The sequence below is a fragment of the Desulfosporosinus shakirovi genome (assembly GCF_020595055.1).
Taxonomy (GTDB): domain Bacteria; phylum Bacillota; class Desulfitobacteriia; order Desulfitobacteriales; family Desulfitobacteriaceae; genus Desulfosporosinus; species Desulfosporosinus shakirovi.
The window spans coordinates 117,979-131,717 of record NZ_JAJDOO010000006.1 but is presented as its reverse complement, the minus strand read 5'-3'; the positions used below and the strand labels follow the sequence as shown (position 1 = coordinate 131,717).

Annotated in this window: 15 protein-coding genes; 6 read left to right on the top strand and 9 right to left on the bottom strand. The window is 42.9% G+C overall.

Features of this window, described 5'->3' with window-relative positions; all coding sequences use genetic code 11:
• Positions 1–111: 111 nt before the first annotated feature.
• On the bottom strand, positions 112–450 hold the full coding sequence (locus LJE72_RS07440) for a hypothetical protein (protein ID WP_229246987.1): 339 nt from the start codon (positions 448–450) through the stop codon (positions 112–114).
• Positions 451–714: 264 nt separating this feature from the next.
• Positions 715–1,470 carry an SDR family NAD(P)-dependent oxidoreductase gene (locus tag LJE72_RS07435; RefSeq protein WP_229246986.1) on the bottom strand — a complete coding sequence of 252 codons (756 nt, stop codon included), beginning with the start codon at positions 1,468–1,470 and terminating at the stop codon, positions 715–717.
• A 215-nt stretch (positions 1,471–1,685) separates the two neighbouring features.
• Between LJE72_RS07435 and LJE72_RS07430 the strand changes: the two genes are divergently transcribed.
• On the top strand, positions 1,686–2,510 hold the full coding sequence (locus LJE72_RS07430; RefSeq protein ID WP_229246985.1) for an AraC family transcriptional regulator: 825 nt from the start codon (positions 1,686–1,688) through the stop codon (positions 2,508–2,510).
• Positions 2,511–2,655: 145 nt separating this feature from the next.
• On the opposite strand, the gene LJE72_RS07425 is transcribed toward LJE72_RS07430, so the two are convergent.
• The 3 genes from LJE72_RS07425 to LJE72_RS07415 form a co-directional block, all read right to left on the bottom strand.
• Positions 2,656–3,609, bottom strand: a complete 954-nt coding sequence (locus tag LJE72_RS07425) for an AraC family transcriptional regulator (RefSeq protein WP_229246984.1) — start codon at positions 3,607–3,609, stop codon at positions 2,656–2,658.
• A 92-nt stretch (positions 3,610–3,701) separates the two neighbouring features.
• Positions 3,702–5,066 (bottom strand): MFS transporter, encoded by a 1,365-nt coding sequence (locus LJE72_RS07420; protein WP_312038901.1) that lies wholly within the window; start codon positions 5,064–5,066, stop codon positions 3,702–3,704.
• A 5-nt stretch (positions 5,067–5,071) separates the two neighbouring features.
• On the bottom strand, positions 5,072–5,605 hold the full coding sequence (locus LJE72_RS07415) for a PadR family transcriptional regulator (protein ID WP_229246982.1): 534 nt from the start codon (positions 5,603–5,605) through the stop codon (positions 5,072–5,074).
• Between the two features lie 265 nt (positions 5,606–5,870).
• Here LJE72_RS07415 and LJE72_RS07410 point away from each other — a divergent pair, with 265 nt between their 5' ends.
• The 5 genes from LJE72_RS07410 to LJE72_RS07390 all read left to right on the top strand — a co-directional run bounded on the left by LJE72_RS07410 (position 5,871) and on the right by LJE72_RS07390 (position 9,615).
• Positions 5,871–6,767 carry an SDR family oxidoreductase gene (locus LJE72_RS07410; protein WP_229246981.1) on the top strand — a complete coding sequence of 299 codons (897 nt, stop codon included), beginning with the start codon at positions 5,871–5,873 and terminating at the stop codon, positions 6,765–6,767.
• Between the two features lie 529 nt (positions 6,768–7,296).
• Positions 7,297–7,668: a DinB family protein gene (locus tag LJE72_RS07405; RefSeq protein WP_229246980.1), complete on the top strand. Its 372-nt coding sequence runs from the start codon at positions 7,297–7,299 to the stop codon at positions 7,666–7,668.
• Between the two features lie 423 nt (positions 7,669–8,091).
• The gene (locus LJE72_RS07400; protein ID WP_014902713.1) at positions 8,092–8,490 is read left to right on the top strand and encodes a secondary thiamine-phosphate synthase enzyme YjbQ; all 399 of its coding nucleotides are present in this window, start codon (positions 8,092–8,094) and stop codon (positions 8,488–8,490) included.
• Positions 8,491–8,529: 39 nt separating this feature from the next.
• Positions 8,530–8,868: a HesB/IscA family protein gene (locus tag LJE72_RS07395; protein WP_229246979.1), complete on the top strand. Its 339-nt coding sequence runs from the start codon at positions 8,530–8,532 to the stop codon at positions 8,866–8,868.
• 318 nt (positions 8,869–9,186) lie between these two features.
• Positions 9,187–9,615 (top strand): aspartate/glutamate racemase family protein, encoded by a 429-nt coding sequence (locus tag LJE72_RS07390; RefSeq protein ID WP_229246978.1) that lies wholly within the window; start codon positions 9,187–9,189, stop codon positions 9,613–9,615.
• Positions 9,616–9,803: 188 nt separating this feature from the next.
• Here the strand turns inward: LJE72_RS07390 and LJE72_RS07385 are convergent, their stop codons facing one another.
• The 4 genes from LJE72_RS07385 to LJE72_RS07370 form a co-directional block, all read right to left on the bottom strand.
• Positions 9,804–11,339: a DHA2 family efflux MFS transporter permease subunit gene (locus LJE72_RS07385; RefSeq protein ID WP_229246977.1), complete on the bottom strand. Its 1,536-nt coding sequence runs from the start codon at positions 11,337–11,339 to the stop codon at positions 9,804–9,806.
• A 13-nt stretch (positions 11,340–11,352) separates the two neighbouring features.
• Positions 11,353–12,474, bottom strand: a complete 1,122-nt coding sequence (locus LJE72_RS07380; RefSeq protein ID WP_229246976.1) for an efflux RND transporter periplasmic adaptor subunit — start codon at positions 12,472–12,474, stop codon at positions 11,353–11,355.
• A 15-nt stretch (positions 12,475–12,489) separates the two neighbouring features.
• Entirely contained in the window at positions 12,490–13,146 is a 657-nt protein-coding gene (locus LJE72_RS07375) for an HlyD family efflux transporter periplasmic adaptor subunit (protein WP_014902718.1), read from the bottom strand.
• A gap of 83 nt (positions 13,147–13,229) precedes the next feature.
• On the bottom strand, positions 13,230–13,697 hold the full coding sequence (locus LJE72_RS07370) for a CBS domain-containing protein (protein WP_229246975.1): 468 nt from the start codon (positions 13,695–13,697) through the stop codon (positions 13,230–13,232).
• Positions 13,698–13,739: the final 42 nt, after the last annotated feature.

Genomic DNA, 13,739 nt, shown 5'->3' with positions numbered 1-13,739 from the left:
GATTCCCAATGCTTTTCAAAAGTTAAACTTGTTCTTCGAGTGCTGACATTTTAAATTCCTAAAATCAAAGGATAAGTTCTGTCTGTCTTAATAATTTCCTTGGCTATGCCATTATGCGTCATTATTATTTTGTCGGCCGGGTAGATAATTTATTCCTTCTAAACGGTGGGCAACTTCCTTCAATTTTGTAAGAGGAAAATTTCGTTTTTGGGGACTCTTTGATTCCTTATTTAAGAGAACCTGCAAATAATCCCAAAAGGCAGCCGTAATATTGCTTTCGTTAATAGCAAAAACAACTAAAGGAGCTAAAGTCTTGACTACAAATAAGCCCACATCTTCCCTGACATAAATAGTAACTCCCGCCAAGTGTTTATCCTTCGTTAAATATACAGAAAAGTTTTCATGGGTCTCAAGGAGATGAATAACACCGTGCAAATTGTGCTGGAACACGTGGCAAAACCGCTTTATCTGTCAACCTTCAAGGAGCAATACCTAACAGTCAAAAAAGCGGTAATATCATCCGCAATGGTGGATTTTTTGCTGTGCTTATTTTGCGAATTGAGACATAGATAGGGGTGAAGTGTAACCATTTGAGGTTATACGTTTTGCCAATGTCTTTTTGGCGTAATATGCAGACTAAAAGCTCGTACTGAGGTTTTTTAGTCTGCTTTTTTTATTGCTCTAGCTGGAACCGCCGAATTTTTCCTCCCATGCTTAAAGCAAATGTCCGCCAGACACTTCAATGTCCTGGGCTGTAACCCAGCCGAAATCATTGGACAATAGGTTCACAATTACCTTGGCAAGATCTTCGGGTTGGCCGATTCTGCCAAACACAGATTGCTCAGCTAGCGGCGTGATGAATTTAGGATGTTTATCAAATACTCCATCGCCAAAATTGCTGTGGGTAGGACCGGGAGAAACTGCGTTGACCCGAATTTTGCGAGGGGCAAGTTCCTTGGCGACGTAGCGAGTCCAAGATGAGAATGCTGCTTTTATGGAGCCGTAGGCGGAGTACCCTGGAAATGATTGGTTTTTGGATGTGCTCGTGGTATTTACGATGGCTCCGGCATCATCCATGAATTGGACGAGGAGTTGTGTTAAAAAAACGGGCCCCTTGAAGTTGGTATTTAGAATCTTGTCGAAGTACTCTTCGCTCATCTCAGTGAACATCATTGGCCCACCAACACCGCCATTATTGACTAAGTAGTCAAACGTCGTTCTGTTCCAAATTTCTTTGAGGGTCTTTTTCACTTCTAGAACGAAACCTTCGAATGTTGATATTTGAGTCAGATCCAACTTCAGTGCTGCAGCCCGAACTCCTTTATTCGTCTCAATTTCCTTAACGACAGCTTCTGCCCTATCCTTATAGGAATTGTAGGTGAGAATGACGCTAATTCCGCGCTTGCCAAGCTCAAGGGCGGTCGCTTTTCCAATGCCATTACTTCCACCTGTTACGATTGTAATTTTCATAAGATCCTCCTTTTTGTTTTCCGATCTGGATTCTATTTTAGTCGATTCTGCTGAAATAACCCAGACCCAATGGTGCCTTTTGATTGCCTAAAACCACCAATGATGATTTTTATATGCCTGTATTATCCTCTGTGTTATTATATAAATAGCCTAAAAATGCCGATGGGTTTCAGGATCGTGTTGGGAAATAGGAAGTCGTGTGATAGAATATGTGTATGAATAAAGTATTAGATGAAATTATCGATCTGATGAAAAGTGCAGGCACTCGACCAATGGAAACCGGAGTACCAGGGCTGAGCATGATTAAGGGAGACATTCCCACCCATCAACTTGCAGCCCTCTACAAGCCGATGATTGGTTTTACGGTTCAAGGAACAAAGATTCTTTCGATTGGGGAGCGCAGCACTACCATGGAAGGACCTTCATATTACGTGTTACCGCTGCATGTTCCCGCAACGGCGAGTGTACATCCAGACAGTGACGGTCGTCCTTACATGTCCCTCGGTCTTGAGTTGAATCAGAAGGTTCTTCAGAGTTTATTAAGAGATCTTCCTGAAGATCTAATACCAACTGCTTCTGAAGATTTTTTCCCAGCTTGTGAGATAGACATTGAATTTATGGAGGCATGGCTGCGCTTATTGCGATTAACGAAAACATTAAGAGATATTCCAGCTCTTGCACCGGCTTATGAACGGGAAATCCTATATCGCGTTCTGATGAGACCCCAGGGATGGTATCTGAGGCAACTTGGCTTGCGAGAAAGTAATTTCTCTAGGATTTCTCAGACAGTAAAATGGCTTCGCGATAACTATACGGGGGCAATAGACATCGGTGAGATGGCATCAAAATCCGGTATGGCTATAAATACGTTTCATCGTCAGTTTAAACGGGCAACGGGTTTAAGCCCGATTCAATTTCAAAAGCAATTAAGGCTTTTGGAGGCTAGAAACCTCATTGCCTTTGAGGGCTATGCAGTAGCCGGTGCCGCATATCAAGTTGGCTATCAGAGTCCCTCACAGTTTAATCGGGAGTACTCCTGATTCTTCGGTTCATCTCCAGTTCGGGACACTGAAAAACTAAGACTAATCGAAAGGGCGAGGGATTAGCTAGCAGCTCTCGATAAACTGATCACTTTGAAAAGTTGAAGTCATCCGATTGAAATTTTACCTGTTTTTTCGTTTAACGTCACTCTTTAGATAATTTACGCAGCATAGTCATATCCCTTCCGGGTGAGGCTCCGAAAAAGCTGCTGTAGTCACGACTAAACTGAGAATCACTGACATACCCTACCATTTTGCAGGCAGCGGCTGCATCCATTTGACGGGATAGCATGAGGCGTCTTGCCTCTTGTAGACGGAGCGCTTTTTGATATTGCCTGGGAGTCATTGATGTAACGGCTTTAAAGTGCTCATGAAAAGAAGAAACACTCATATGGGTAAGCTCTGCAAGTTCCGCAACTTTTATATGCAGGGAATAATTTTTGCGAAGCCAGGCAATTGCGCCGGCGATTTGCTGAACACTTGAGCCGGAAAAACCCATTTCGGCAACATGAACACCAATGGGACTGCGAAGAAGGCGAATCAAAATTTCTTCCAGAATGAGTGGACCCAGCAATTCTGCGTCGCCGGGCTTTTGCAGGCATTCAAGAAGTCTTGCTACCGCATTAATAATGTCGGCATCGGCATTTACTACATAACCGGCACTCCATTGCTTCACGGGAGGGAGTCCGTGAGGATATACCCTTAAAACCAGCTCTGCAATCCTTTGTGGATCTAAATCCAGCCGGACAGTTAAGAGGGGTTCGGACTCGCTGGCCTTAATGACCTTCAGGGCAACGGGTAAAGCAACGGGAAACATCATCATCTGACTCTGACCGAGTTGGGATGTCTCTTGCCCGACAGTGATGGACTTGGCTCCCTGTACTACAATCCCCAGAGAGGGTAAATAAAAGGTTTTTATGAAGTCAGGTTCAATCTCTGAATAACGGGCAATATATAAACCCGGAATGGGCAGGCTTGAAATACCGTCATTGGGAGCATTGTTGATTAACAAACCTGACAATCGGGTCATTTCAGCAGCGAATGTTTTCCCGCTGTTAACCGGCTCAATGGAAAGGGAATTATCATTGGTTATGCTCATCGTATCGAAAACGACTCCTTTTCCCGTTTTATTTTATTGGCCGCAGATATCCTAAGGACCATTCAACCAGTGAAGATAGAAATGTTCAATTATCAGCTGATTGTGGCCTGACCGATATTTTTCGGTAAAAACAACGTTTCAGCTATTGGGAATATCATCAATAGACCCAGAAAGACAAAACCTAATTCATAAGCGACGGTAATTGAGAATAAGACTTGCAATAGATTTACAACAACTGTAATCAGGGATATTCCCATCCCTTGAGCTAATGTTGATGCGACGGAATTTAAAGTATTAGCGCTATTCCGGTCTTGAAGAGATATTTCAGAAAAACTTAAACCATTGTAAGCAGTTAAGGCCAATGAACGTCCTATACCGGAAATTAAAGCTAAAAGGATTAGCCAAACAGGCAAAGTATTGATTTGAATAAATGCTAAAGCAATGGATGTAATAAATACCATTCCATAGGATATCAATAGTGCGCCGCGATAGCCTAATTTACGAATAATGGGATTAGTAAAGGGTTTGATTCCGATATTTCCAATAAAAATAAACAGCACATAACTGCCTGCTTTTAATGCGGACCAGTGAAAGACCGTCTGCAAAAAAATCGTCAGCAGATAGGGTAATGCCCCAACACATAACCATAAAACTGAACCGCTTGTTTGACAGATTCGAAAAGAAGTTATTTTTAAGGCGTCAAGGGAAAATAAGGGAAAGGCAGTTTTTTTTAAGTGTCTGTAAACCAAAAGGCCTATTATTATGCCGAAAACAAATAATCCCAAAGCACCGGACCAATAAGTTTCTCCATAAGTTGCCAGCTCTGCTCCCGCTAAAATTATGCCGGATGCTAAAGCAATTTCTATAAAGCCTAAAAGGTCAAAGGCTGCTGTCGTATTGAGCTGATCTGCCTCAATTAATTTTATTCCACAGAAGACAATGAAGAGGCCTATGGGAATGTTTATAAGAAAAATCCAATGCCAGCTCCAATAAGTAACAATATATCCACCAACCAGCGGTGCTATTGCAGGTGCGATCAATGCAGGCCAAATGAGATAACTGGCCATTTTCAAGAGCCGTGAGGCGGGTGTCTTTTCTAGTACGATCAGTCTTGCCGTAGGTGTCATCAAAGCACCGGAGATTCCCTGGACAATTCTCATCATCAAAAGGATCGTAAAATTAGGTGCTAAGGCATTCCCTAATGAGGCAAGGGTAAAGATGATAACAGCAATAATCCAAAGTTTCTTTTTGCCGAACCGGTTCGCCATCCAACCGCTCAAGGGGATAAAAATGGCAACTGTAATTAAATAAACACTGACGGTCAAAGCAATTGTTGCCGAACTCGTCTGAAAATATTGAGCCATTTTAGGTAATGCGGTAGTTACTATTGTTCCGTCCAAAATCTCCATAAAGAGACTGGCAGCCATTAACAGGGCTATTTTTATTTCTTTTGACATTCTGTTCATAATTTATCTCTTAATTCGTATTTGAATTTGTCAATCCATTCAATGGCGATTTTAGCTTGCTGCAGTCGCAGTTCAAACTTCTTGCTAGCATACCAGTGATCTTTGGAATTTTCACCGGCTAATTTTGTCAACGCATTCTGCGTATCTTCGATAATGTCTTTTTGCTCCTGATAGAATTGTTCCAGCAATTGTATTTGTTCTGCCAAAGCCAGATGCTGCATCACATCAAGCTTAATCAAATAAATGTCATTATTGTGTGCACCATCAGGGACAGGCATCTTCATTAATTCAAAAAAACGTCGTTGCCCTGTTTCCGTAATCGCAGCAACTTTCTTGTTTTTTCCGTCTGATCTTTCCATGGTGTCTATTGCCAAAAAACCCTTCTTTTCCAGTTTTTCAAGCAGGGGATAAATTACACCATAGCTGATTTTACGATGGCGGCCCAGTGAAGCTTGCAATGCTTTATGCAGATCATAACCGCTTTGCGGCTCTTCCATCAATTCGCCTAAAATAAAAAGTTCATTCATCATTTCAATTACATCTCCTATATCTAAAAGATGTACGAATTATATATCCTTTAGATATATAATGCAACTGCTGAAATAAATTTCTTAAATCCGGATATTAAAAAAAGATCTGGAGAATTAGGCAAAAAGAGCAGAACATCAGGCAATGATCCTTCCATAAAATCAAATATAATAAAGTTAATCACATTGCTCAATTCCTAAGTACCTTATTACTCATAGGGGATGGTCTGACAGTGGCAGCAGGAAAATAACTGAAAAGGAGAATCATATGCGTATCTTTGTAACAGGAGCAACAGGCTTCGTTGGGGCGGCAGTTGTAAAGGAATTAATTGGTGCCGGTCATGAGGTAATAGGCCTCGCACGTTCAGATGCGGCGGTAAAGTCTCTTATGGCTGCCGGAGCGCAGGTGCATAAAGGTGATCTTGAAGATCTTGCAAGCTTGCGTGAGGGAGCAGCAAATGCAGATGGGATAATCCACACAGCTTTTAACCATGATTTTTCGAAATTTAAAGATAGCTGCGGAACAGACAGACGTGTCATTGAATTGTTTGGGACAGTATTGGCCGGTTCAGAGCGTCCTCTGGTTGTAACTTCGGCATTAGGAATTCTTCCCCAGGGACATTTGGCGACGGAAGAAACCCTGTCGGTTTCAGGACCGGCAGGGCACCTCCGTGCCGCTTCCGAAGAGGCGGCAATGATGACCGGAAAGCATGGTGTAAGGGTAGCCGTGATTCGATTGGCACCGACAGTTCATGGCGAAGGGGATCACAACTTTATTCCAATATTAATAAGGTTAGCAAAAGAAAAGGGGATTTCCGCATATATAGGTGAAGGCAGCAATTGCTGGCCGGCCGTGCACAGGCTCGACGCTGCCCGTCTGTTCAGGCTCGTACTTGAGAAAGGCGTGGCGGGCAGCCGATATCATGCCGTCGCCGAGGAGGGTATTCCATTCCGGGAAATTGCCGGTGTGATTGGCCGCCAATTAAACCTGCCGGTTGTCAGTATAACCCCCCAGGAAGCTGCCAATCATTTTGGCTGGTTCGTGAATTTTGCCGCAATGGATGTTCCGGCTTTGAGTCAACTTACCAGGGAACAACTGGCATGGCAGCCAACACAGCTCGGACTTATCCAAGATCTCAGTCTTCCCCATTATTTTAAAGCTTGATCCAATGTACCAACGTAAAGCTATTGGATCTAAGGTACTCGTGTAATACCATGACAGCCTGGCTGGAGAATTGCAAAAGTGATTGTCTAAAAAAACCCGCCCTTTAGGCGGCAGGTTTTTCTGCCGCCTTCATAATCCTCACCTTTATCATTTATATCAAGGTACTATGGGAGTTCTCCATAACCACACTGAATTGACGAGGATAGGAAGAATCGAATTCCCAAGTCGAGGGCCTGGGAATTCGATTCTTTACGTTATCATTCAGATGCAATTGGTAACACCATTTTGTATTTGTAATCTTTAGCAAAAAGAATCTTACGCGTGTAAGATTCTTGGGATAAGTTATTTAATTTCTTGCTCTAGATCAGAAAATAAATCAGAATCAAAAAAATCCTGTACACTGATTCCGAATCCGTCGCACAGCTTCTTGATCGTTACAATTCCCGCATTGTAGGTTATGCCGTTCACGATATCATTTCGGGGTAGGTTTACCGGATGTGAATAATAGCATGAGGAGGAGGTCAAGTAAATGGATGAGCTAAAATATCCCATTGGTCAATTTGATTTTTCTGAAGAGGTCAGTGATGAGCAAATTCCAGTCTTAGTTACACAAATAGAGGTACTGCCAGATTTACTTTCAAAATCCATTAAAGGTTTATCTAAAGAACAATTGAACTGTTCATATAGACCAGAGGGATGGACAATTAGACAAGTGGTTCATCATATTACTGATAGCCATATCAACGGGTACATTAGGTTCAGATTGGCGCTTACGGAAGATTGTCCTATAATCAAACCATTCGACGAGGTTCAATGGGTTGAACTTGAGGATGCTGTGAATATGCCGGTCGATGTTTCTCTGAGGCTTGTGGAATGTTACACAAAAGATGGGTTCGATTAATAAGATCATTGACCGGTAGCAAACTTGACTCTGAATTTCATCACCCTGATATCGGAAACGTAAGTATAAAAAAGCTATAAGTCTTTACGCGTGGCACGGTAATCATCATCTAGGACACATAAACACCTTCAAAAAGAAGATCGGGCTAGAAATATAGTTGGCATAAGGAAAAAACCAGCTTCATTATCCTCTTTTTTTAAAAAACCCCAAATTGATTCTAAGTGAAAAAAAAACTAAGAAAAAAGCTCGTGAAAAGTTTACTTTTTCAGTGGTTTCGAACCGTCCCCCTGTGTCTTCCCTTTCTGTTTTATAAAGGAATTTAAATAATTATGAAGAATTAGTATATTGTATGGTTATATATGGAATAAGCTATAATTCCATATATCGTGCGAGAAGTAGGTGCGATGATTGGAGAGCAATTTTATGATTCATGAGATACATCTGAAGACCAAAAGACGCGACGAAATGCTCGACATTACAGCTCGAGTCCAAAATCTTCTGGCGCAGGAAAATATCCTAGAAGGTCAAGTCGTAATATTTTCTTCCCACACTACGGCGGGGATCACAATCAATGAGAATGCGGACCCCGATGTTCAGAAAGATATTCTGCGGAGGCTTGATGAGATTTACCCGTGGGAGATGAATAGAGATCGGCACCTTGAAGGAAATTCCGCAGCTCACTTGAAAACAAGCACCGTAGGGACGTCCCAAACTGTCATTGTTCATAATGGAAAACTGCTCTTAGGCCGGTGGCAGGGCATTTACTTTTGTGAATTTGACGGTCCACGTGAGCGTACTTGTTATGTAAAGATACTTAAGTAAAATCTCAACTTCATTATTTCAGAAGAGGAGTGACAGGTAATGGTTACAATAACAGAAATTGCAGCCCAAAAAGTCAAGGAAATGCAAAAAGTAAAGAAGAAAGGAACCGCATTTCTTAGAATCCATCTATTAAATGAAGGGTGCAGCGGACCTAATTTTGGTATGACTTTAGAGGAGTTAATAACTGAGGATGATATGATATATGAAGAATATGGAATATCAATAATCGCGGATATAGGACTGGCAACGGCTTTAGAGGGAGCTATTGTAGATTATTCAGAGTCTAACGATGGCGGAGGTTTTGAAATACGCAAGGAGATTATAGGCCATGCTGGAGGCTGTGGCGGGAGTTGTGGAAATTGCGGAGAAAGTTGTTAATAGGGTAGAAGAAGCAACCATATTCCCTGGGGTAAGCATATTTTTATCGGTAGACTACTTAAATTGATTAGGAAAAGTTCGTTTTACAAATCAAATCCTTATTTCGACCTAATGGATCGAAATAAGGATTTTTGATATTTCAACGAGTGATAAATATGATACACATTCCTGACTTGTAAAATTCCTAAGACCAAATGAAATAGATTCTGAGACAAAGGATAATCAATTTAAGAAAATATAAACTGTCGGAAGCGGCGTTATCCCTGAAAGCGGGTGGTTGCTGATTTTATAATACTGGCTACCAATACGATGCATATTGTGGCCCCAAGAATCAAGGCAGCCGTTGAGCTTCCTTTTTTACATATAGCAGAAGTTACAGCTGATCGACTTTGTTTGGATGCCATAGAAACAGTAGCGTTATTGGGTACACGCTTTACAATGGAAAAAGATTTCTATAAAAAGGTGTTAGAGGATCGCGGTATCAATGTCCTGATTCCCGAAAAGGATCACATTGAAAAAATCCACGAAATTATCAACAAAGAGCTGATATTAGGTAAAGTTGAAGCGTCATCGCGCGAGTATTTCAAGAAAATTATTATTTCACTCCAAAGGCAAGGCGCACAGGGGGTTATTCTGGGGTGCACTGAAATTGGTCTACTAATCAAGCAGGAAGACAGTATATTACCAGTATATGACACGGCGCTTTTACATGCTGATGCTGCGGCAGATTATGCATTAATCGATTGAATAATTGGGTCGAGGGTGACTGAACAATGGGAGGGTCATAAAGATCACTGCTTGTACCAAGAATCTTACGCGCGTAAGATTCTTGGTACAAGCCCCGGAGCATTCTCTCTTTTTTATAATGTCGAACATGCGGCTCGAAAAACCCGCAAAAGTTAAGTAGAATTACGAACCCGCTTCAAGTCATCCGCTTAAAGAGCCGCTTCCTTCGCGGGAACCATTTTCTGCTTCGTCTTTGCTATTTTTCTTTTGATAAATAAAAAGACACAGGGAATACAGACAAACAAAGGTATAGCGGAGATCAGAAAAGTATCCGCTATGGCAGAGTTTAAGGCTTCTTTTTGCATAATACCGACTAAAACAGCACTGGCACCACCCGTCGCTGTGGCAGCATCCGTACCCATTTGGGCAAGGGCTGATGAAATCTGACTAAGAGCTTGTGTCGCCAGATAGGAATCAGAGGGAATACCGTCTGCGATGTTCCTGACATGAAAAATCTGACGATTGGTCATGAGCGTGGTAAATATGGCAATGGACATAGTCCCCGCAACCTGACGCAAAACATTGGATAAGGAGGATCCCCGTCCGATAAGTTCTTTAGGAATCGAATTCATTCCGGCGGTGGTAATTGGCATCATACATAGCCCGATTCCCATTCCCCGCAGGGCCAGAATCACAGTCAGCCAGGGAATGGGTGTATTAATGGCCAGGTGCTGCAGCTCATAGGTGGTCGTACTCATTAAAAGCAAACCGGCTATAGCAACAGGGACTACCCCCAGCTTATCAAATAGCCTGCCGCTGAGGGGCATCATTAAGGCCATTAAGACACCTTGAGGTATCATAATAATCCCCGTGTCAATGGGAGTTAACCCCTGCACATTTTGTAAATAGAGGGGAACAAGAAAAGACCCTCCCATTAACCCTGCCATGACCAAACCGCCGCAGATCACACTTAAGGTAAAAATCGGATTTTTGAATAATTGTAAATCGAGGAGGGGGTCTTCCGCTCCGGCTTCCACCCAGATCAGCAGCAGCAGGCTAAAGAAAGAAACAAACAACAGGCCTACGATATATAAGGAAGTCCAGCCTTCTTTATTGCCCTGACCTAAAGCCAGAAGAAGAGTGGAAAAGAAAATAACAGATAATACCGCTCCCCCCAGATCAAAGCTGGCTTGCTTCAGGGGTGATTCTTTAAGCAGGAATATCCCGGCCGTAACGGCAAAAATCCCAAAGGGAACACTGATGAAAAACAGCCAGCGCCAGCTAAAGAAATCAATTAAATAGCCACTGACGGTAGGTCCAACTGCCGGGGCTGCCATAGCCGCGATTCCCCATATGCCCAGGGCTGTGCCGATTTTGTTTTTAGGAACAATCCCGTAAATGATCGTCATGCTTAAAGGGGAGAGTACCCCCCCTGATATGCCCTGCAGGACCCGAAAGGCAATCAGGCTGATATCACTCCAGGCCAAACCGCATAATACCGAAGTTAAGGTAAAGCCGGCTAAGGAGATGATGAATAGTTTCTTAGTCCCAAACCGGTCACCCAGAAAACCACTGAGCGGTATGACAATTGCGGCAGCCAGGGAATATCCCGTTAAAACCCACTGCATTGTATCCGTGGTAGATCCAAACACATTGGTCATTTCGGGAATGGCCACATTAATCAAGCTATTATTGAGAACCGTTACAAAGGTTCCCAATATGACTGCGCACAAGGCTAACCACATTCTGTCGTCCCTCCTAATTAATCTGGACTTTAACCCCGTCGGTCAATTGGGAGCCTGGATTAATGACGATCTCATCATTATTGGCAACTCCGTTTATGACGTAATTCCAGTTAGAGTCTTTTTCCTTAACTTCCACTTGGACGAGACGAGCCACATCATTATCTACCTTGTAAACATAATATTTCTGGTCCTGCTCTATAATAGAGGACTTAGGTAGTTCTGAGATTTTCCCGTTCATGGAATCCAGGGAGATCCTGGCAATCATGCCAACCCGTAATACAGCTGAAGTATTGTCTATCCTTATTTTTACAGGGAAGGTATTGTTGGTTGAATCGGATACAGGGCTGATCAAGTCGATGGTTCCGTTAAATTTCTGGTCTATCCCGTCTACAAATACTTCTACAGGAGTCCCCGGCTTGACCTGAAAAACTTTATCTTGAGGAACGCTTACCTGCAGCAGAACTTCCTGCATGTTAACGATCGTCAGCATTGAGACCCCGGGAGAAGACATTTCGCCTGGGTTAATCAGCTTTTCGGTTACAGTGCCGTTAAGGTGAGAATAGATGGACGCATCCTGTACGGCACTTTGGGCCAGGGCTAGAGAAGCTTCGGCTCCGGGCAATCCGGCCTTTGCTTGCTCGTAGGCTGCTTCAGCTGTCTTTAGCTTCGTGTTGACAGCATCCAAATCACTTTGCGGAACGACTCCGGCTTCCGCCAGGGCTTTGGTTCGATCGTAATTGGTTTGGGCGTAGTCCAGGGCAATTTTTGTCTGAACAATGGTTTGTTTTAAAGTTTCCAACGAGCTTTGGGTTTGGATCACTTTATTCCCACTATCAAAAGTATCCAACTGAACAAGCAAGTCGCCTTTTTTGACAATGGTGCCTTCCTTTACGTTTATTGCGTTCACCTTGCCAGCCACCTTGGAGAAAACTTTCGCTTGTTGGTCCACAATAATCTTGCCGCTTAAATTGGCATTATTGGTGGTACTGCCGACTTTCATTACTTTTACCGGTATTGCTGTCGGTGCCGGAGTGCCGGAAGATGTAGTCTTTACAGCGCAGCCGGTCACTATTAAAGTCAATGTTGAAGATAAGAGGGTAATTGCTAATAGTCTGTTGATCATGCCTTTGTTCATGTTTCTTTCACCTGGTTACCCTTTCGCTTGGATTTTTAAGACGACGTTCATACCGGGAGATAATGAAAGCCCCTGTTGGTCATCAATGGATAGTTTGATGGGAATCCTCTGGGTTACCTTAGTGAAATTGCCGCTGCTGCTGAGAGAAGGCATTAAGGAAAAGCTGGAAACCGTCCCTTCACCGATTTCGATTATTTTTCCAGTCAGGGTATGTCCAGGAAAACTATCCACGGTAAATTCCGCTGTTTCTCCGCTTTGCAGGCGGCTGATATAGGTTTCCTCAATGTTAGCGGAAATGTATAAGTTACTTTTATCCACCACTAAAGCGATGGGCTGGCCGGGGGAAAGAACTTCCCCTTCTCTGGCCAGGGTTTTGGTTACGGTTCCCGTGATAGGAGCCCGGAGGCTGGCGTTATCCAATAAGCCTGTGGCCAGATTGTTCGTATCCTGCTGACCGACAATCTGGTCTGCGACTACCGTATCACCCTGTTTTATCTGAAGGCTGAGGAGCTTTCCTGATATGCGCGGCATAACCCGGTAAGTATCCCCGTCAATACGGGCGTCTTCAGTAGACACGTAATGGGACCCTTCATACCAGTAGTAGTAACCAATACCTCCTCCGGCAACAACCATTAAGGCTAAAATGACATACAGCACTATTTTTCGTTTCATTCTTATAACTCCTTGCTCTTTCTAACTGGTTAATCGGGTGTATCCATTTCTATGTAGTGGATAGTTTGAAGCTGGCTGCGTCCCTAATGGTCAAAGCCCTGCAGAAGATCCTTGAAGCAGTGGCGGATCACATCCCCACGGCTAATGATGCCAACTAATACTCCATTTCGCTCAACAGGCAGTTTCTTAATTTTCTTTTTCCCCAGAATAGTAGCGATGGTTTCAACGTCTTCGTCCCAGGATACTTTAATGACCTTACTCTGAGCAATCCTAAGTACCTCTAAATCCAGCAGAAGTTTTATTCTTTCAGGGAACTCCTCATCATCCTTAATGACGGTAAAGTAGTAGAGTGAATCAAAGATTCGATGTTCATGGGTGCCGATATAGCGCATGATATCCCCGTCGCTTATGTAACCAACAATTTTATTTTTACTGTTGATTACCGGAACACCGCTGATCCTGTGAGTAATGAACTTAGCAATGACTGCACCGACTGTATCGCTTTCTTTAACGGTATAAACATCACTTATCATAATTTCATGAGCCTGCATAATTAATCCTCCTAACCTTTGCTTGTAGGTTTTTTAATGTAG